This window comes from Methanobrevibacter sp., from assembly GCF_017427765.1.
In the GTDB taxonomy this organism is placed as follows: Archaea; Methanobacteriota; Methanobacteria; order Methanobacteriales; family Methanobacteriaceae; genus Methanocatella.
In genome coordinates this window covers 62,935-88,008 of sequence record NZ_JAFRSC010000027.1, presented here as the reverse complement: position 1 = coordinate 88,008, position 25,074 = coordinate 62,935, and the positions used below count along the sequence as shown (strand labels likewise).

Annotated in this window: 1 protein-coding gene (only partly in view); it reads left to right on the top strand. The window is 36.7% G+C overall.

The annotated features are described in order from the left end of the window. Positions 1–25,074 carry the 3' portion of an Ig-like domain repeat protein gene (locus tag IJL02_RS08620; protein WP_292814992.1) on the top strand. 2,004 nt of this gene lie to the left of the window's left edge, so the window shows 25,074 of its 27,078 coding nt (coding positions 2,005–27,078); its start codon lies beyond the left edge, outside the window; its stop codon occupies positions 25,072–25,074.

Sequence of the window (25,074 nt, the reverse complement as noted above, 5' to 3'; positions counted from 1 at the left end):
ATAACATATTCTAACTTCACAAATAACACTGCTAAAGGTGTCCGTCCTGGTAGTTATGGTAATATTGGTGATGGTGGTGCAATCTACTGGGCAGGTATTAACGGTGATGTTGATAACTGCAGATTCATTGAAAATGAAGCTATTAAGAATGATGATTACATTGAGGGTGGCCGTGGTGGTGCGGTATACCTAGACTGTTGTAGTCATGGTAATAAAAATACTACCTTCTGGAATGTTTACTTTGAAAACAACGTTGCAGGTACCAATGGTGGTGCTATTGACTGGCATGATGGTGCTGAAGACGGTTCAATAGATAATGGTACTTTTATTAATAACACTGCTCACCGTAATGGTGGTGCAATCTTCTGGCACGGTCAAAATGGTACAATTAAAAACTCAAGATTTACCAACAACAGAGCAACCGGTACAGCATGGGAATACACTTATGCCATAACAATGGGTGATGTTATAATCATAAATGTTACAAATGCTGGAAAAATTAACATAAATGAATTGATTGATACACCTCAAACTGGTAAATTATATGTAATTAATCAATCTTTATCATCTGATATAAATCACTTTGAATCTTATGTATATCTCGGAACAGATTTCAAAAAATTAGATGAGATAAATATCACACTTTCAGAATCTATCATCTCCCCTGTTGACTGGGGTATTGACCAATACTTCGGTGGAGACGGAGGTACTATTCTTTGGAATGGAAATATAGGTTTAGTATACAACTGTTCATTTGTTGATTCCAACTCTGCCCGTCGTGGTGGTGGAGCATACATGACCGGTTCTGACAATATAACCTATAACTTATGTAACTTCACAAACTGTACTTCAGGAACAAACGGTGGGGGAGTAGACTGGTTGGCAGGAGCTAACTACGGTAAAATCTACAACTGTATTTTCAACAATACTCGTGCAGCACGTTCAGCTGGTGCTATTTACTATGACGGTGATTACGGTGAAATGAAAAACATTACTATTATAAATGCCACTAACTATGGTGGTTCATTACTAACCAGTAAAGACGGAAAAGTAAAATATGCTGGTTGGGATTCAAGCCATTGGGATACAAATACAACCGGTGGAGATGCCGGTGCAATCATGATTACCGGTGATCATTTATACATTTACAATGCAACATTCACCAACTGTACTTCAGTCGGTCGTGGTGGAGCAGTGTTCTTACAAGATAATGATAATGCAACATTTGAATTATGTAAATTCATTAACAACTATGCAAAAGGAACTGCAAACAACACCTGGGCAAATTACACTCAGGAAAGAAATGAATCAAACGATGATACCAAAGTCGATTATGACCTTACAGGTCATGGTGGTGCTATTGCATTTGACGTAAATGCAACCAACTGTAAAATTTTAGACTCCAAATTCTACAACAACCTCGGTCGCCGTAATGGTGGTGCTATTAACTTTGATCAAGGTTCCACCAACAACACTATCAGGAACTGTGACTTTGAAAACAACACAGTTTATGATGACGGTGGTGCTATTAACTTCGACCACGGTGCAGATTACTGTTCCATTTATAACACAACATTCACTAACAATACCGGATTAGGCAGATTCAATTCATCAACTAGAGGAGGTACAATCTGTCTTGTCGGTTCAAACATTACAATTCAAGATTCTAAATTCATTTTAGGAAGGTCATTTGCAAATGTAACTGAAGGAGCAAACATCAGTAAAACTGATGGTGGTGCAATATTCTTAGCAGGTGATGATGTAAACATTACCAACACCTTGTTTGACAGATGTTCCGCTCCAAATAATGCAGGAGCAATTGAAATTGTAGGTGACCGTACTACACTCAATAACTGTACTTTTACAAACTGTAATGCAACCGAAGACGGTGGAGCATTATATGTAGAAGGATTAAACTGTGAAATATATAATTCCACTTTCGAACACAACCTTGCCGGAGACGACGGTGGTGCAATCATATGGAAAGGAGACCATGGTTATGTATATAACATTACCTGTTTCGATAATAAGGGAATAAGCCTTAACGGCTCACACTCAAACGGTGGTACAATCTCCCTTAACGGTAATAATGTTACAATCACCAAATCCACTTTCATTCAATCAGGCGCTTTAATTGCAGGAGGAGCAATATTTGCTACCGGTAACAATGTTACTATTTCAGAGTCTCACTTTGAAAGAAATAATGTTTCCCACACTGTAGTCGAACAAGGCAAAGCATATACCACCGGTGGAGGTTCAATTTATGTATTCGGTAATAATTCAAATATAATAAATTGTACTTTCGACATGGCCAATGGTAAAGAAGGAGGAATTATTTACGTCCAAGGTCATAATGTGACAATTAATTATATTTCCACAAAACGCAGTTTTGCTGTTGCAGGAGGAGCAATATATATCGCTGGTGAAAATGCTACTATTTTAAAATCCAATATTACAATGACCAACTCCACAACATCATCAGGTGGTGCAATCTACATTTTAGGTGCTAATGCAAACATTTCAGAGTCTTACTTCGCACAATGTATAGGTGGTAAGGACAGCACTAGTGCAGTTCGTTATGTAGATGGTGGAGCAATTTATGTAAACGGTGCTGATGCAACCATTGAAAAATCAGTATTCACAAAAACCAATGTTTCACAGGCAGGTGGAGCTATTTACGTACATGGTAACAATACCCATATTAATGACTGTAATTTCACACAGTCCCATGCACGTATTGGTGGAATTATCTATATTGATGGTCCTAACGCAGTAATTAACGGTTCATCACTTAAAATGAGTTCTGCTGATACAAGCGGTGGAGCAATTTATGTAAACGGTACTGATGCAACCATTGAAAAATCAGCATTTGGCATGAATAATGCTACAAACAATGGTGGTGCAATTTATGTTGAAGGTAATTTAGCAAATATTAAGGACAGTAACTTCACTATTGACATCGCCCTTACAGGAAACGGTGGTGCAATTTATGTCGGTGGTGTGAATACCACTATCTCTGGAATTAAATCTAATACCACTATGGCTCCTAATGGTCAGGGAGGAGCTATTTATGTGGATGGTGTAAACACAGTAATTAATGGTTCTTCAATCTCCCGTTCACAGGCCATTAATGAAGGTGGTGCAATTTATCTTAACGGTGATTACTCTAAAATAATTAATTCGACTATAATGCAAACCTCTTCTTCATCTTCAAATGGTGGTGCAGTATATATTAAGGCAGTACATGCTACAGTTAAAGATTCTAAATTTGCCATGAACAATGCTACTAATAAGGGAGGTTCCATATATATTGAAGGTGCATACGCATCTATAATCAATTCTACATTTAATAAAACATTTGCAAGAAAAGGTGTAACCACTTATACTAAGGATAATCAAGGTGGTGCAATTTACATTGCAGGTAACTATGCTAATATTACCGAATCAGTATTTGATTCAGCAGTTTCTGCTGAAGGTGGTGCAATCTACTCTAAAGGATCATATTCCGATATATCCTATTCAAACTTCACAAATAATTTAGCACAACATAACGGTGGAGCTATTTTCTGGTCAGGTACTAATAATGATGGTTCCGGTGCTAATGATAACGATATTCTTGGATGTATATTCATAAACAATACTGCAAAAGCTGGAGGAAGTTCAGGTACTAGAGGTGGTGGAGCTATCTACTACTCAGAAAATGGAGCTTACAGTGATATTAGGGATTCTAAATTCATTAACAATACCGTTCAGGCTACTGATAAAGCAGATGGGGGAGCTGTTTTATGGGATAAAAGTTCACATGGTATAATTGACCACTGTACTTTTGATGGAAACTATATTACAAGTACCAATCTTGTTGGTACAACTGCTCGTTGGATTCAAGGAGGAGCTCTTTTCTTAAGGGCTAAAGATAATTATACTATCAGTAATTGTGTCTTTGAAAATTGTTGGTCTGCTAAAGAGGCCGGTGCAGTATACTTGTCAGTTAGGGATGGAAAACATCTTGCAGAGTACAATATTATTCTTGTTAACACTACATTTATAAATAACACTGCTAAAGCAGGAAAATATACAAACAACAATGGTGGTGGAGCTCTTCAAGTTAAAGAATGTGATTATATTTTAATTAAAAATGTTACATTTATAAACAATACTGCAAATCAGGGTGGAGCCGTTACTCTTATATCTCCTGCTGGAAATCATATTTACTTTAATGACTGTAACTTCACTGGTAACAATGCTTCATTCAAAGATGAAGGTAATGTGGGTGGTATTGGTGGAAGTATATGGGCTCAGAAAAACATTATACTCAACAATTGTACAATTTCAGACAGTTATGCAAGTCAAGATGGTGGTGGTTTATATGCCGCTAGCAATATTGTCTCATACATTAATTTAACTTTCATAAATAACCTTGCTGGAGACAAAGGTGGTGCTTTATACTGGTCTTATGGAGGGGCTACAATAGAGAAAATGGTATTCATTAATAACTCTGCAAATCATGGTGGAGCTATTTACATTCCTTCAAAAAGTGTAACAGTTCAAAATAATAATTTCACCGGAAATACTGCTGTTGAAGGCGGTGCAATTTATGTTGGCCAAGATGAGGCAACCATTAAAAATAATAACTTCACAAATAACAGCGCTCAAAGAGGAGGAGCCATTTTTGAACCGGATAATTATGACTATGAGATTTCCATATCATCTTCATCCTTCGATAAAAACCATGCTGATTATGGTGGTGCAATCTATTCAGGATTTAAAAAAGAAAGATCCATCACCAGCTGTAATTTCACAAGTAATTATGCGATTGATGGTGGTGCAATTTATATAAACAATTCAAATCAGCAAATACAATCCTGTATTTTCGATGGAAACAATGCGACCGGTAACGGTGGATCTGTTTATGTCCATCACAAGGATATATCAAACATAAATATTATTGACACAACATTTAAAAATTCACATGCTGCCAATGGTGGGGCAGTATATAACGGAGGTTGGAAATCCGCAAACCTCATAATTAATAACAATACATTTATTAAAAACACAGCTATCTATAACGGTGGTGCTGTTTTATACATAATTAATGAACATAAGTACAGGGATTACAATAATTTTGATACTCTTGGACATATCGATCCTGTTTCAAAAAGAACTGACCTTTGTGCAACCGAGTCCTCAACTCACTTCATTGTAACTTCATTATTCCTGGATAATACTGACTATGAGTTATTAATTAGAAATGTTTCAGACCGTCAGGCTCCAGTAATTACAGTTATCCTATCAAAACCGGGTGATGTTGATACTGACTCACTTAAATTGATTGTAAATATTACCAACGAAACTTTCTTTAAACAGATTGTTGTAGACCCAAGTAATATTGTAAGCCATTATAACGAAGTCTATGACTTTGTCTATGTCGACATTGATGAGGGTCTAAAGATTGGTGAAACGTATAATATAACCGTCGGATTTTATGATGGTAACTATATGTATAAGGAGACTTCACTTCAAAATCTAACTGCATATGGTGATACAATTGGTGATTTCCAAATTCTTCAATATGCAATTATGGGTAACATTACTCAACAAAAAGATAAGACAGATGTCTATGTAATCAACTTAACTAAATCCTACAGATTTACTCGTGATGATTTCAATAAAAGATATGATTGGTCATGTATGAATCTTACTGCAGATTTCATTGATAAACCATTAATAATTTATGGTAATGGTTGGACTCTTGATGCAAGAGGATTCTCCAGAATATTTAACATAACTGCTTCCAACATTACCTTTGTTAATGTAAACTTTGTAAATGGTAATGCCAGCGGTAAGTATGGTGATGATATTGATAAAGGAGGAGCCATATTCTGGGCTGGAGGAAACGGTACTTTAGATAATTGTCTATTTGAAAACAACACTGCAAGTTATGGTGGAGGAATATATTACAATTCCACTGCTCCAGATTGTATAATTATTAATACTACATTTGAGAAAAATAGTGCTATTTATAATGGTGGTGCTATAGATTGTAATGCTTCTAACATGGGACTCTACGATACTACATTTACAACTAACTACGCTGATACCGGTGCTGCTTTATGTAGGGAAATCAATGCAACCGGCGGACACGGATTCAACAACACATTCCGCTCAAACGTTGCTTTGACTAACGGATCAGCTCTTGCATGGATTAATGCTAATAAAATACATATTGATACATATTACTTCTATGACAATGTTGCAGGCAATAGTGGTGGAGCAATATTTGTTGGTGAAGGCAGTGCTAACTGTGAAATAGTCAACTGTATCTTTGACAATAATAAAGTAGTAAATGATACTGGCGGTCATGGTGGTGCTATTGAATGGTATTCCGAAGAGGGTCTAGTTCTAAATTCCACTTTCACTAGAAACAGTGCATATCACGGTGGTGCAGTATACGTCGGTTTCGGTTCTAAAAAGATTAACGTAACAAACTCCACATTCCGTGAAAACATTGCTGTTGCTGAAGGAGGAGCTATTGGTATAGAAGCTTCTGCTGTTTATATTTCAGAATCTAAGTTCTATTATAACAATGCTACTACTGGTGGTGCAGTATATGTTGGCGGTCAGGGTACTACAAATAATATAAATGCATCCGTTTTCGTAGGAAACAAAGCTAAAGACGGTATGGGTGGTGCAATTAATTGGGTTGCATCTTCAGGTAATATTACTTATTCCAACTTTACCAGTAATTGTGCTGATTATGGTGGCGGAATATATTTAGGTGGAAAATCAGATAACAGTTCAATTTCACACTGTATCTTCACAAATAACTCTGCTAAATACTATGGTGGAGCAATTGACTCTAATGCAACTAGAATGAATTTAACTCATACTATATTCGATTCCAATACTGCTCAATTCGGTGCTGCATTATGTAGGGAAGTCAATGCTAAAGGTGGTTTCGGTGAAAATGTTACTTTCATAAACAACCATGCATATGTTGCAGGTGCAGCTCTTGGATGGATGGATTCAGTGAATATTACCATAAGAAATTACACTTTCATTAATAACTCCGCAGATATTGGTGGTGGAGCTATTTATGTAGGTGCAGATAGTCATAACTGTTCAATTATTGATTGTAACTTCGAAAATAACTATGTAACTAATGTGACTGATGATTGGAATGATGAATTTAGTTGGACTGCATGGGATGGAACTCCAATGTATTATGGAGTTTCAGTAGCTCCTAGTCCTGATTTAATTGGTCAAATAGTTATGGAAGGAGATTCTACCGTATATTACTATGCTGATGGTTATTATCCTAGTGATTTATTAGGTCTTGGAGGAGCTGTTACCTGCATAGGTTCTAATGCTACAATCATAAACTCTAACTTCACTAACAACACTGCTAAATTAGGTGGAGCATTTTATGCAGGTGCTGCAAGTGGTAATACTATTATAAATGGAACTATATTTAAAGATAATATTGCTAAAGAAAATGGTGGTGCTATTTACTTACGTGCTTCTGCAGTACATGTTGATGATTCTGAATTCTATAATAACCTCGCTATTAATGGTAGTGCAGTGTATGTAGGTGGTGTCGGTACAGCCAATAAGATACACACTTCCATTTTTGAAGGAAATAATGCGACAGATCGTGGTGGAGCCATTTACTGGAGAGCATACGAAGGTGAAATTTTCGAATCCAACTTCACAAATAACAGAGCTACTTATGGTGGTGCTATCTACTTGAATGGTGTCTCCAATAATACCATTATTGTTAATTCAACATTCAAATTCAATAATGCTACCAAAAACGGTGGTGCTATAGAATGTAACGCATCAAATATCGGTATCTACAACCTCACATTCGAATCCAACTATGCTGGTGAGTATGGTGCTGCTTTATGCAGAGAATCCGGTGCAACCAGCGGTCATGGTACCAACAACACTTTCATCGCAAACCATGCAGGAATTGCAGGTGCGGCTCTTGCTTGGATGGGTGTTGATAACATTAACATCAATTATTACTACTTCTATGAAAACACTGCAGACCATAGCGGTGGTGCTATTTACATCTCAGATGATAGTGACAATTGTATAATCAATCATTCCGTATTTAGAGGAAACAACATTACCAATGGTACCGGTGGTCACGGTGGTGCTATTGATATTGTTGGAGACAATGCTACTATTGTCAACTCCAATTTCACAAACAACAATGCTTACTATGGTGGTGCAATATTTGCAGGTAATTCCTCTGGTAATACAAACATTACCAATGTAACTTTCACAAGAAACAATGCGGTCAATATGGGTGGTGCTATTGAAATTACAGGATCCGGTGTTACTTTAAATGACACCCGTTTCTACTTTAACACTGCCGGTCAGCATGGTGGTGCAGTGTATGTAGGTGGTGAAGGAACCACTAATAAAGTATACTACTCCGTATTTGAAGATAACACTGCAGGAGACCATGGTGGTGCTATTGACTGGCTTGCATATGCAGGTGAGGTAAAATACACTAACTTCACAAGAAACAATGCGCTTTATGGTGGTGCAATCTACTTGAACGGTGTCTCAAGTCAAAGTTTAATATCCGATGTAATATTTACAAGCAACACTGCAACTGAAAACGGTGGTGCTATAGACTGTAACTCTTCAAACATGGGTCTTTTCAATACTCTGTTTGAGTACAACACAGCTAAATATGGTGCAGCTTTATGTAGGGAAGCCGATGCTACATCAGGATTTGGTGTAAACAACACATTCATTGCAAACACAGCTACAATATCCGGTGCGGCTCTTGCATGGTTAGGTGTGGATAACATCAACATCAACAACTACACCTTCTCTGACAATGTTGCATGGCAAAGCGGTGGTGCTATCTATGTAGCTTATGATAGTGACAACTGTACTGTGCGCAATTCAACATTTAAAAACAATCAGGTAGTTAACTTGACAACAGGTCGTGGTGGAGCTATCGACTGGATTGGTACTAATGGTACCATTTCAGATACTATATTTATAAGTTCATTTGCATTGAATGGTGGTAGTGTATACGTTGATGAAAATTCAGTCAACTTCTATGTCGTCAATACAACATTCGAGTCATCCGGTGCATTAGGAAGCGGTGGTTCAATTTCACTGCATGCTGATAATGCTACAATTATTGATTCAAACTTCACATATTCCTTTGCTTCAAGACACGGTGGAGCAGTTTCAGTTGAAAATGTAAATAATCTTACAATCGACAATATTATTGTTGGATACACTACCGGTTCAGGTCATGTTGATGCATCAAATCAACTCTACGGTGAAGGTGGAGGATTATACTTAATAAATTCAACTCTTGTAAACATTTCAAATTCAAAATTCGACAACATCAGATCAAGTGCAAACGGTGGAGCAATTTCCGCAATAAACACTAACGATTCAGTTGTAAGCAACATATCATCCTACAATGAATTTGCATTTGGTAACGGTGGTGCAATCTCATGGATTAATTCAGATAATGTAACTATTGACTCAAGCAACTTCACCAAAACCAGAGCAGACGGTCATGGTGGTGCAATATTCCTGAATGACACAACCAACATTGCAGTTAAAAATTCAATATTCGATACAGCTTCCGCTCCAACAGGTAACGGTGGTGCAATCTATGTTAACGGTAATGTAACTGTCGACAGCAGCAAGTTTGCAGACTGCAGTGCTCAAGACGATTGGGGTGGATCAATCTACTTCCACGATGGAAACTCAACCGTATTCAACAGCACATTTAAAGGTTATGACGCAATTTGGGTATATAAAAACGCAACCGCATACCTGACTAAAAACAATATCACCGGTCCAAATCCAAATAAAAACATGACTTTCCTTGAAAAAGACTATGATTCCACACTCAATCCGGTACTTTATGCAGTATGGAACGACGGTACATTATATCTTGAAAAGAATAACTTTGATTATGTGATATTCAATAACGGAACAATCAAGACTCAAACTTATATGGATATCTTCAGTAACCAATCCCTTGAAAAAGAATGGAATAGTTCATTCTCATTCTGGGCAAACATTACAGATGACAATCTGAATACAATCATTTCAGTATCCTCATTAGGTACATATAACAATCTCCAAGGTGAAAGCGTACTATATAATATGAGTTATAACAGGTATGACACCAATCTCTACTTCCAAAATAAATTTGTAATCTATGGAAAAGACAACGGATTGCCAAACTGTACCATGAGACCTGGAACAATATATGTCAAAATGCCTACCAACATGACTCTGACCAACAGTTCTGTTGAACATGAAGACATTACATTTACTGCTACAATGCAAACTAAATACTTAAGTAATTTCACAGTCAATGGTCAGGAGATAACATTCAGATTTGAATCCAAGGAAGGAGTCGTATTAAATGTAACTACTATTGCAGGATGTCCTGATCAGTGGGATAAGATTATTTCAGAACTTGTTAAAAATCACATGCATATCGGAACCTACACAGTAACTGCAACATATGCCGGTGATGATTATCACTTTGGAAGTGAAGCTCAAATGACATTGATTCTGGAATCTCACCCAATTGAGCTCATGATTGAAGTTGCAGACATCTACTATGGTGAAACTCTAATATGTAACGTAAATTCCACTGCTTACAACACTGAAAATGGATTCCTTATTCTAAGAATAAACGGTAAGGAAGTGGCTACTAAAATTAAACTAGCTGCTAACGGTACTAATGTAACCCGCATTTCCTATGATGCTTACAAGGACATAATAAATCAGACTGGTACATATACAATGTCAGTAATGTTTAACAATGGTACTTACTATGAATATAATCTTAACTTCACAACATTCAATGTGAAAAAGCTCAATACTACCATGCAGACAACTGCAAACACTACAATCACTGTTGGAGATGATGAAGTAGTTAAAGTGGTCCTAACACCTTCAATTGATGTTGGCAAAGATGTTTCTGGATTTGTGAAAATAACAATCAACGGCAAAAAATACATTGAAGAGATTGAAAATGGACAAGTACAATTCAATATTCCTAATTTGGTCAGCGGCACCTACACAGACATACCTGTGGAATATATGGGTGATGATTTCTTCGCTAAAAACTCAACCAAGATTACATTCACTGTAAATAAACAAACCAGCTATGTATTTGATGTAAAAGTTGATAACATCACATACGGAGACAATGCTGTAATCAGAGTAAAAGTTCCAACCGATGCTACAGGAAATGTGACAATTTATGTTAACGGAACCAATAAGGGAACTATTGATGTTAAAGATGGTTCTACCGAGCTTGTTATAAAAGGATTGGGTGGTGGAGAATATGTTGTAAATGTAACTTATAACGGTGACTCCAATTATGCTCCTGGCGATAATAATAATACAAAATTCAAAGTAAGCCAATATAGCAATTGGGACATGACCATAATCGGTAACTATAAACCATATGGTGAAGACACTACTTTCAGCATAAGCAACATACCTCTTGGCATTAAAGGCAACTTAACCTTTAACATTGATGGTGTCAAGTATAACGCATCTATCAATGCGGGCAAGGCTACTTTGACCCTGAACAACCTTTCAGCAGGTAAACACAATGCAACCGTAAGCTATGCCGGTGATGCAAACTACTCCAACAAAACCAAAAAATTCTTCCCTGAAATTCCTAAAGCAACTCCTACAATCACATTAACACAAAACGGCAAAGATATAATTGCACATGTCACTGGAAAAACAACAGGTGATGTAACATTCACCATAGGCAGTGACGAATATACTGTAGACCTTACAAATGGAGATGCTACTTTGGTGGGTAAATTAGACTATGGAGAAAATGTTGTTACAGCCACATATAATGGTGATAAAAATTATACTAAGGCTGATGTAAGAGCATCATTTACTGTTGACAGATTACCATCCTTAGTAAATGTTACTGTTGCAAATACTCCATATGGAAGCCCTGTTGAAATCCTTGTTCAAGCTGGTGCAGGACAAACAGGTTCTGTTAAAATTGAAATAAACGGCAATACATATATGGATGAACTTGATAATGCAGGTAAAGCAACATTCCATATATCCGGATTAACTGTAAACGATTACACTGTAACTGTGCATTATAATGGTGATCATGTATATTCAACAAACGATAATTTAACTACATTCAAAGTAACCCCAGCAGAATTAACAGTTGATATGACTGCAATAGATGTAACTGTTGAAGATAATCCTACTTTCATCATTAACTCTATAAACAGTGACTTCACAGGCAACATGACTATCAAAATCAGCGATGTAAAATATGATGATGTTGTTAAAACTATAGTTCAAATAAGTAAATTGCCTGCAGGCGACTACCATGCTGAAGTAAAATTCTATGGAGATGACAATTACAACGAAAAAACTTTAACTGTTGATTTTACTGTTTCAAGAGTCAATCCTACTATTAATGTAAATATTGCAGATGTGACTTATCCTAATAAAGCTGTTGCTCAAATTACTGTAGATAATAAAGCTAATGGTACTGTTAAAGTTACTATTGGTACTCAAGAATTTACAGGATCTGTATCAAAAGGTATTGGTAGTGTTGATTTAACCGGATTGGATGCAGGTACAAAAGTTGCTGTCATTAATTTCACCTCTACTGATAATTATAATAATAACGTTGGTATCAGTGAAAGTTTCACAGTAAATCAAGCTTCCTCAAGCATTGACATTACTGTGAATGATGAGTATAAAGTCGGTCAGGAAATTGAAATTACCTTAACTCCTCATGGTTCTCAAGGTGCTGTCACTGTTACTATTAATGATGTGACTCAAACTGTTGATAATAATAAAGTAACAATTCCTGCTGGTTTGGATGAAGGTACTTACACCATTATTGCTCGTTTAGCAGAAGATACCAATTATGGTTCAGCTGCTAATTCCAAAGTATTCAATGTTGTTAAAAATACTATTAATTTAACTGTTGATGTTGGCAGTAACGCTCATGTTGGTGACGATAGAACAGTAACTGTAACATTAAATGTCACTGATGCTACTGGAGATGTAATTATCTCAGTTAATAATGCTAATTATATTGCGCATATTAATAATGGTGTCGCTACACTTGATTTAAAAGATTTAGAAAATATTACATACAATATTAAAGCAAGTTATTATGGTGATGATAAATACTTGGCAAATGAATCTAATGAGGCATCATTTAATGTAAGTAAACACGCTGTCGAAATTGGTGTTGTTGTAGACAGTCCTATAACTCTTGGTGAAAGTTCAACTGTAACAATTACCATGGCTCCTTCAATCAATGCAACTGTTGCTTTAACTGTAGGTAATGCAACTTATAATAGAACTTATAATGTTGTTGTTATAAATGGTGTCGGTAAATATGACCTCTTCGGATTTGCTAATAACGGTACTTATGATGTAAATGTCACCTTTGCAGGTGATAAGAAATACCTTAGTTCAAATAAAACTGCTCAATTGGTAGTTAATAAAGTTTCAAATTATGATTTAGATGTATATGTAAGTGATATCAACTTGGGAGATGATGAAACTATCCTTATTGTTTTACCTGCTGATGCAGATATTACTAAATTGGTTGTAAAAGTTGATGGAAATGAGCAACCAAATAGTGCAATTACAATGACAAATGGTTTTGCTACAGTAATAGTTGGTGGTTTATCTGTTGGAGACCATGAAGTAAATGTTACTTATCGTGGTGATGACAAGTATGGTCCTAAAGAAAATAACTCCAACATATTTAAAGTTAGTCAGGGCGAAGGTTCAATGAGTTTAGATGTTGACAATGATACTTATGGTAAATACACTACAATTACAGTGACATTACTTCCTGATGTTACCGAGAATGTCACTATTACAATTGATGGGGTTTCATACTCCAGAAAACCTAATCAAGGTATTGTAACTTTAAGCTTAAACAACTTATCTGGTGGATTGCATTTAGTCACTGCTGTTTATCCTGGTGATGTTCAGTATAAATACGATTCCAAAACAAAAGTATTCACTGTTGACAGAAACGAATCCACTATTGACGTTAAATTCACAACACCTGCTCCTGCCGGTGAAGGTGTACTGTTCAATGTATCAATGGGTCAAGAGATTGATGGTGTTGCCATTTTAACAGTTGGTGACCAAACATTTAATGTTGATTTAACAAAAGGTAATGGATCACAAATTGTTTACGGATTAATGAATGGTAATTATGATGTTAAAGTGGAATTTGCTGGAAATGAAAACTACACAGGCAGCTCCTCTTCAATTAAACAGTTAGTTGTTAGTAAAGCAACCACTACTGTCAGCCTAAGTGATGTCACTATCGAGGATGGTGATGTTGCTACAATCTTAATCACTGTGACAGATGGTGCTACAGGAATTGTAAATGTGACTGTAAATGGAATAACCAGAAGTATTGGTCTTATTAATTCCAAAGCAACTGTTTATGTCCCTAACCTGAGAAACGGCACTTATTCAATCACTGTAAAATATGGTGGTGACGATAAACACTCTGCAAGCGAAAATACTGCTCACAGTATTTATGTAAATAAAATATCTAACTATGCTTTCACTGTCATTGCTTCAGATACTGTTGTCGGAGGTAAATCTACTGTAACTGTTTACCTACCTAGTGATGCTAACGGTAATATTACAATCAATGGTAAGACTGCTAAGGTTAACGGTGGTAAAGCAACAATTGTTTTAAATAAGGAAGATACTGCCGGTGAAAAAACTGTTGCTGTAAGTTATGCTCTTGACAGTAAATATGCTGATAAGTCTGGTGTTGTTGCTCATTACAATGTTGATAAGGCCCATACCAGTGTTGAAATTGCTGTGAACAGCTTATATGTAATTGACGGAACTGTAACAATTACTTTAACTCAGGTTAACGGTACTGCAACTGTTAAAATCAACGGTAATGATTACACTGTAGATAATAATCAAGTTACTTTCACAGCCAGTGTTCCTGATGAATACACTGTTGTTGCCACTATTGCTGAGAATGATAACTATTACGGATCCAGCGATACTAAAGTATTCAATATTGTAAAAGCTTCTTCAAATATATTAATTGGTGTTAAAGATATTTGTAAGGTTGGAGAAACTATTGAAATTACTTTAACCAAGGTCAATTCAACTGCTGATATTAGCGTTACTATTGATGGCAAATCTTATAATGTTGTCGGAGGTAATAAAGTTTATGTCAGTGATTTACTTGAAGGTAATCACACTATTGTTGCTAATTTAGCAGGTGATGGTAAATATGAGTCTGCCACTAACTTTAAAGTATTCACTGTTGTTAAAAATAATTTAACAGTCACTTTAAGTGATGTAGGTACAATCAATGTTGGCAGTCCGGTCACTTTCACTGCAACATTAAATGAAACTGCAATCGGTGAGGTCATATTCAATATTAATGGCGTCAACTACATTGCCTCAATTAATGGTAAAACCGCTACTTGCACTTACACTCCTGCAGACAACACTACTTTAGATGTTGTTGCAACATTTGTTGGCAATGATAAGTTCAATGCAAATTCATCTGCTTTAAAACAATATGCTGTATCACGTGTCGCTTCACAGGTCAGTTTAAGTGACGTTACTATTGAAGTTGGTGAAGTAGCTAAAATCGAGATTACTGTCACAAACGGCGCAACCGGCGTTGTCAATGTCACAGTTGATGGTAAAACACAAAGCGTTGGTCTTGTTGATTCCAAAGCAACTGTTTTAGTCACAGGATTAACTTATGGAGAATATCCTATTGCCGTAAAATATCTTGGTGATGACAAATACGCTGATAGTCAAAATAATAATTTCAAGGTCTTTGTGAATAAAGTATCCGTTTATGATTTCACTGTAGTCGCTTCAGACACTATTGTTGGAGGCAATTCCACTGTGACTGTTTACATGCCTAGTGATGCTGACGGTAATATTACAGTCAATGGTAAGACTGCTAAAGTTGTTGGCGGTATAGCAACCATTGTTTTAGATGCAGAAACTTCTGCTGGTCAGAAATCTGTCAGCGTAACTTATGGCCATGACAGCAAATATGCTGATAATTCTGCCGGTGTTGAAGCTACTTACAATGTTGGTAAGGCAACTTCCGCTATTGTAATTACTGTGAATAATGAATATAACGCTCATGAAGGTATTGAAATTACTCTAACTCCTATTAACTCTACCGGTGAGGTCACTGTCACTATTAATGGCGCACCTTATACTGTTTCAGGCAATAAAGTGACTATTCTTGCCGGTTTGACTGAAGGCACTTACACTATTGTTGCCAACTTGACTGGAGATGCTAATTATGAAGCGGCTCATAACTGCACTGTATTTAAAGTTGTTAAAGATGATTTAACTATTGCTGTATCTCCTACTAGCGTTCCTGCTGATATTTATGTTGGCAGTGAGGTTACTTTCACTGCTAACTTGGACAAATCCGTCACTGGTGATGTGGTATTCAACATTAACGGTGCAAACTACACAATACACATTGTTAATTCTAATGCTGCTGAATGCAAATACACTCCTGTTAACAATGCTACCTTGACTGTTGTTGCAACATTCACAGGCAATGAGGAATATAACAGTAAAGTATCTGCTCCTCAAACATTCACTGTTAACAGAGTTGCAACCACTGTGGTCGTTGGTTTCAATTCCCCTATAACTGCAGGCAGTGATGTTTTAGTTAATGTTACAATGAGTCCTGAAATTACCGGATATGTGACCTTAACCGTCAGCACTCCTGGTAGTGAGGATAAGACATATAGAGTTGCTGTTATAGATGGTTACGGAGAATATCCAATTACTAATTTAGCTAATGCTACTTATTCCATCAAAGCGGAATTTGCAGGTAATGCTAAATATGCTGACAGCACTTCTGATGTAAAAACATTATTGTCTAATAAAGTCGTCACTGGCCTGTCAATCAGTATTGATGAGACTTCTATTAATGTTGGCGAGAATGCTACTGTCAGTATTGAGTTATTAACTGAATCCAATAAGCTTCTCCGCATGAATGCAATTGTCACAGTTAAAGTCAATGGTAATAATCACACAGTGGGTCTTGTCGACGGTAAGGGTAACTTTACTTTAACCAATCTTGCAGATGGCACATATACCATTACTGCAGTATTTGCAGGTAATGATTATTATACACAAAGCACTTCTACTGATGAAACCTTAACAGTTAATAAGATCGCCACTGAAATCAAAGTAACCGTTAAAGAACCTGTAACTTACGGCAATGATGCAATTATTATAGTAGAGTTAGATGCCAATATCAACGCTACCGTCAAATTGATAATTGACAATGATAAAGAGTACAATGTTGGTTTAGTCAAAGGTAAAGGCGGATTCAATGCTTCCGGATTATCCAGTGGCGCTCATAACGTCAAAGTGGTATTTGCAGGCGATAATAAGTATGTCGGAGATGATGACACTAAAGACTTCACAATTGGTAATGCTACATTATCTGCTGATGTGACTGGATTAAATGTTACAGTCAAAGAGAACGCTCAATTTGTCATCAATGTCACTGATGAGTTTAAAGGAAACGTTTCAATCAAAGTTGGAGATGCCGTATTGTACAATGGCACAGTCAAATCATTGATCAACACTACTGTCAAATTGCCTGCAGGTGAAAAAACCGCTATTGTAACCTTCTATGGTGACAGCAATTATAACAAATTGACATTAGATGATATTGAATTCACTGTTTCAAAAGTAACTCCGGTCATTGAATCATCAATAGATGATACAAATTATCCAAGGGATGTAATTGCTATCATTACTGTTGGAAATAATGCTAAGGGTATTGTAAACATTACTGTTGACAATAAAACATTCACTGGAATTGTATCTGGTGGTGTTGCTAATGTAGTTATGAAAGGTTTATCAGCGGGTTACAAGAACGCTACAATTAAGTTCTTCTCCAGCGATGATTATAATAATAATGCAACCTCCAGTGATAAGTTCATAGTATATCCAAATAACTCACTTCTTGAAATATTAGAGTGCGGTGACACTTATAAAGTTGGCGATGATGTAACCTTTAAGGTTAAAACTTACAATTCCACAGGCGATTTCGTCATATATATCAATGGCGAGTATTACAGAACATACAGCTATGAAAGTAGTAGAATTTATGACATAAATCTTGGTCCTAAAGCTGAAGGCACTTATGTTATTGGTATTATATTGGACGGCGATGAAAACTACACTGGATATCTTGCATCAGGACTGCCTACAACCAAAACAATTAATGTAGTTAAAAATAATTTAAGCATTACAGTCAATGACACTACAGTTCCTACAACAATTGTTGTTGGAAGTCCTGTAAACATTACTGCTAACCTGAATGTAACCGTTACTGGTGATGTGATATTCACAATCAACGGTGCAAACTACACTGTTCATGTCGATAATAAGAATGTGGCCGTCTACCAATACACTCCGGTCAATAAGGACATGATTACTGTTGTTGCTACATTCGCCGGCAATGATAAGTATAACAGCAATGTATCCGGTCAAAAACAATTTGAGGTTAACGGAATTGGCACTGAAATCAATGTCACTGTTGGAACTCCTCTAACCTACGGCAATGATGCACTCATTACTGTTGAGATGAATGTCACAATCAATACTACCGTTAAATTGGATATTGATGGAAAATCATACAATGTTGCAATAGTCAACGGCAAAGGTGGATTCAATGCTTCCGGATTATCCAGCGGTCCTCATAATGTAGTAGCAGTATTTGCAGGTGATGATATCTATGCTGGTGATGATTACTCCACTAGCTTTACTATCGACAATGCTACTTTAGATAGTGAGGTAACTGCATTGAATGTAACAGTTGCTGAAAACACCATGTTTATCATCAATGTAACTGATGAGTTTAAAGGAAATGTTTCAATTAAAGTTGGCGAAAATGTATTATACAACGGCACTGTCAAATCATTAATCAAAGCCGCTAAACTATCAGCTGGCGTTTACACTGCTACTGTAGTATTCTATGGTGATGACAATTATGATGAATTGACATTAAATGATGTCAAATTCAATGTTTCAAGAGTAACTCCTGAAATCACAGTCACTATTGATGATGTGACCTATCCGGATAAAGCTGTTGCTATCATTAATGTTGGAAATAATGCTAATGGTATCGTTAATGTAACTGTTGGCAGCAAAGTCTTCAACGGCACAGTATCCAATGGTGTTGCTAAAGTTAATTTAACCGGATTGGCTGCAGGCAGCAGCAAAGTTGCTACAGTCAAATTCACTTCAACTGATGGATATAACTTCAATGCAACTGCAACCGCTAAATTCAATGTAAACAAAGCCAATTCAACTGTGGTCATTGGTGTTGATGAATTTTACGCATACAATGAAACTATTATTATTAATTTAACTACTACCGGATCTGATGGTGCTTTAAATGTAACCATTAACGGCAAGAATTATGAAGTAAACAATAAACAGGTCATAATCGAAAAACTCACTGCCGGTAAATACACTGTCATTACTAGTTTGGCCGGCAATGAAAACTACACTGCTGCTATAAATTCAACAACATTCACAGTCATTCAGGCAGCAACCAGCATTTCAATTGATGTCAATGCAGTTTACAAAGTCGATGAGGGTATCATAATCAGTTTAACTCCTGTCAACTCAACTGACTTGACAGTTACAATCAACGGCAAATCATACACTGTTGATAATAATAAAGTGAATATTACAGGTGGTCTTGAAGCCGGTGAATACATTGTCAACGCTGTTTTAGCAGGCAATGAAAACTACACCGGATCTGAAGATACCAAAACATTCAAAGTAGTCAAACTACAATCACAATTAACAATCAATGTGTCTGACATTACTGTTGGTCAGACTGAAACAATAAATGTAAATGTAACTGCCGGTGCTACCGGTCAAGTAGTAATCACTGTCGATGGCAAAGACTATTATACTGAAATCAACGGTGAATATGCTACATTGAAATTAGATAACCTTACAAATGGTACACACAAAGTTCAAGTAAAATACCTTGGTGATAAAAAATACAATGAATCTACCGGCCAAGATATATTCACAGTAAATAAAATAGAATCTTCAATCAAAGTTGAAGTTCAAAACATCACTCTTGGAGATGTTGCAGCAGTCAATATAACAGTAATTACAGATGCAACCGGTAATGTGACAATTGAAATCGGCAGCGAATACAAACAGACTGTCGGTGTTGTTGACGGCAAATTCAGTGTAATCGTTCCTGGATTGACTGTCGGAAACAAAACAGTTAAAGTGACCTATAATGGTGACGGAAGATTCTTGTCAATCACTGATACAGCCAACTTCACTGTTGGAAAATCCGCTGTTGGAATGAATATTGTTGCTCAAAACGTAACCTACGGTGAAAAAGTGCCTGTAACAGTATTCATTGATGGCGAAGGTACAATAACAATTAAATATGATGATGGCGAAGAAACCAAAGACATAGAAAACGGCAAAGTAGAGTTTGAAGTTGATTTAGGTGCAGGCAACTACACAATCAATGTAACCTACAACGGAAACGATAATGTTAACACAACTTCAGCTAGTGTTGATGTAAGCGTAGCCAAAGCAGATCCTAATATTAAAGTTGAGGTCAAAGACATTGTTTATGGTGATGTGGAATATATAATAATTACTTCAAATGCTCCTGGAAACGTAACAGTCAAAATCAATGGCGTAGAGGAAGTAGCGGAACTCACTTTAGAAAACGGACATTATGTATTGAGGGCAACAAGAGGTTCAACAACCTACAACGGCAAATCAACTGTTGATGTCTATAACCTTGAAGCTGGAAATTACGTTGTTGATGTAACTTATAACGGTGATGAAAACTACAACAAACGCACAGTAACTGCTGACTTCGATGTTGTTAAAGACAATACAACTGTCTCTGTTGAAAGAGATGATTCAATGAATATCCGTGAATCTCAAGTAATCAACATTACAATTGACAATGCCAATGCAAGCGGTAAGGCCATAATAAGCATTGACGGTGAAAATCACACAGTAGATATGTCAAATGGTGTTGCTAACTTCACAATCAAAGACCTAGCTAGCGGAAACCACACTGTAACCGTATTCTACGAAGGTGATGGCAACTTAACTGGCAGCTGGACACAATTCAACATTGAAGTAACCAAACTCGATGCAGATGTAGATGTAACAATCTCAAACAGCACAGTCGGCGGAAAACAAACAATCACTGTTGAAGTTCCTAGCGATGCTACCGGCCAAGTGCTAATCGACATTAACGATAATCATTATTATGCAAACGTAACAGATGGAAAAGCTATACTTGTATTGGACACCTTGCCTGCAGATAACTACACTGTAAACGTAACCTACTTAGGTGATGAAAACTACACCGGCAAATCCGATACAGCAAGCTTCAAAGTAACTAAGAACAACTCAACTGTAAACATTACTCCTCAAACAATATCTGTTGGTGAAAATGAAGTAATAACATTCACTCTTCCGGATGATGCGACAGGAAACCTTACAGTTACAGTTGACGGTAAATCTTACTCAGTTCCAGTAAGTGGTGGAAACGGAACATTAACTATTCCTAACTTGAAAGCAGGTAATTACACAATTGATGTAACTTATAATGGTGATGATAAATATGCTTCAAATACTAACTCAACTAGTTTCGAAGTAGTTAAAGCAACTGTCTCACCTGATGATATTAAAGTTGTTGATTTGGGCAATTCTACTGTTGTTGTGATTGTTCCGTCTGATTTAACTGGTGAAATATCAGTTACACTTGGAGATGAAACTTATAATGCTACAATTGAAAACGGCACTGCAGTAATTACATTGGACAACATAACTCCTGGAGCTCATGACATTAATGTCACATACTCCGGTGACGCTAACCATGCTGATGCTTCAACAACTGCTAAAATATCCGTTGATAAATCACAAACTCCAATATCTGTAAGTGTAAATCCTATTAAAGTTGGTGAAACCGCCACTGTAGTTGTAGAACTCCCTGAAAATGCTGCTGGTAGTGTAACTATTGAGATTGATGGTGTAAAATACACTACTGATAACATTACCGGTGGTAAAGCAATATTTGAAATTGAAAACTTAACTAATGGAACTAAAACAATTGCCGTTGATTACTCTGGTGATGATAACTATGTTGCAAACCATACTACAGCTACTATTAATGTATCTAAAGTAACTCCTGATGTTGGAATTAAAATAACTGATGATGGAAATGATGTAATAATTGATGTTACTGCTCCTGAAGATGCTACTGGAGTTGTATTAATCGATATCGACGGCACAGGTTATTATGTAAATCTTACTGAAGGTAAAGGACAATTATATGTCTCTGATTTAACCAGTGGAAAACATGACATTTCAGCAAGATATCCTGGTGATGATAAATATTCATCAACCAGTGAAAACAAATCTGTTGAAATAGCTAAACTTCCTTCAGATGTTTCAGTTAAAGTTGACAACATTACTTATGGTGATAAGGCAATCATTGAAATTGCTGTTCCTGAAGATGCTACCGGCACTGTAACAGTCACTGTTGACGGCAAGCCGTACACTGCTAATGTAACTGGCGGTAAGGCTATTGTAGTTGCACCTGATCTTAAAGCTGGAAATTACACTGTTGATGTTGCTTACTCCGGTGATGACAACTACTTGCCAAGTGCAAATAACGATACTGTTTTAGAGGTATCCAAAGTTAAAGTTACACCTGATGACATTAAAGTTGTCGATCAAGGAAACGGCACAGTTGCAGTTGTTGTTCCAAACAACATGACTGGTGATGTGACAGTTAAACTTGGAAACGACACATACACAACACATATCGAAAACGGCAAAGCAGTTATCAACTTAGATAATGCAACTCCTGGCACTCAGGATATTGAAGTTATCTATTCCGGTGATGAAAACTATGACGGCACATCCACAACCGCTCAAGTAACAACTCCTAAAGCTGAAGCTCCAATCAGCGTGGATGTCAAAGACATTGGCGTTGGAGATAAGGCTATAATTGTTGTAAACGTTCCTGAAGATGCAAAAGGAACAGTCACATTAGAAATCGATGGTGTAAAATACACTACAGACAACATTACTGATGGTAAAGCAACATTCACAATCGATAAACTGACTGACGGAACCAAGACAATTGCTGTTGAGTATGCTGGCGATAACAAATACCTGCCAAACCACACAACTTCAAGCATTACAGTATATAAAGTACATCCTGAAATGGAAATATCTGTAGTTGACACTCAAGTTGGTGAAAATGTGGTTGTTAAAGTAGAATTGCCTCAAGATGCTACAGGTCAAATCCTGATTGACATTGACGGCGTCGGTTACTATGTAAACGTAACCAACGGTATCGGTATTGCTGAAATACCTCGTATACCTGGCGGAAACTATGATGTAAATGTAACCTACACCGGTGATGATAAATATGATTCAGGCTCAGCAAGGGTAGCAGTAAACGTATCTAAAGTAGAATCCTTTGTAATTCCAACTGCTATTGACATCAATGCAGGCGAACTTGAAGAGATCACATTAGTTCTTCCAAGCGATGCAACAGGTAGGGTAACAGTAATTATTGACGGCGCTAAATTCGACTTCAATTTAGACACTGACGCTTTAGCTATTGCTGAAGGTAATGGTGGAGTTTACTCTGTTGCAGTTGACGGCGGTGAAGGCAAACTTGTTGTTGGCGGTCTGACTAAAGGAGAATATGTTGTAAGCGTACAATATGAAGGCGACTCCAAATACTTGCCAAGTACCAATTCAACTAAATTCATTGTAAACCAAACAAAATCCGATGTTGAAGTGGATAATGGTGGTAATGGTAGTGTTGTAGTAGTTATTCCTGAAGATGCATCCGGAAACGTAACTGTTGTTGTTGATGGTAAAAATACAACAGGAAGCGTTGAAAATGGAACCGTAAATATTAACTTGGAAAATGCAACTCCTGGAAAACATAATATTTCAGTTGTTTACACAGACAGCACTGGAAAAGAATATGTAATCAATTCAACTGTTGTAGTTCCTAAATATCAAACTCCGATGACAGTTGAAGTGTCTGACGCTAAAGTCGGTCAACCTGTAGAGATTACAGTATCTGTTCCTGAAGGCGTATCCGGTAATATTACGCTGGAAATTGACGGTAAATCATATTCCTCTCCAGTAATCAATGGTAAAGCCAAATACAGTGTTGAAGGTTTGTCCAATGGTGGAAAAACTCTGATTGTGAAATACGGCAGTGATGAAAACTATGTAGCCAACGTTACTACTGCACAATTTGAAGTGTCAAAAACTGCATCTAAAATCAATGCATCTTCAAAAGACATTGTTGTTGGAAAAGATGAAACTATTACTGTAACTGTTCCAAAAGGTGCTACAGGACGTGTATTGGTCACAATCAATAATGTAGGATACTATGGAACTGTTGTAAATGGTAAAGCTAACATTATTGTTCCAAATCTCCCAAGCGGAAAATACAATGTCAGAATCAACTATGAGGGTGATGACAAGTTCATGCCAAGTACAACAACAACTTCATTTGTTGTAAGCAAATCAAAATCCTCTTCAGTTTCAGTAAGTGCAGATGACATTACAGAAGGCCAAGATGCAAACATTGTTGTTAAAGTTCCGGCAAAAGCAACCGGTAAAGTAACAATCGTTGTTGACGGCAAAGCATATACTAAATCAGTTAAAGATGGAAAATCAGCATTCGTAGTTTCAGATTTGACTAAAGGTGTATACACTATCAAAGCGCATTACTCTGGTGATAAGAACTACAATTCAAGTGATGATGCCGGTTCAATAAAAGTTTATGCAAAAGGTCATGACGGTGGACACAATAAACATCATGCCTCAGCAGCCAGTGAAGGAATAGAACTTTCAACCTATGCTACAGGTAATCCTATATGGGCATTGCTGTTAATATTGTTAGCTATTGGATCAACACAATTGAGAAGATTTAGAAAATAA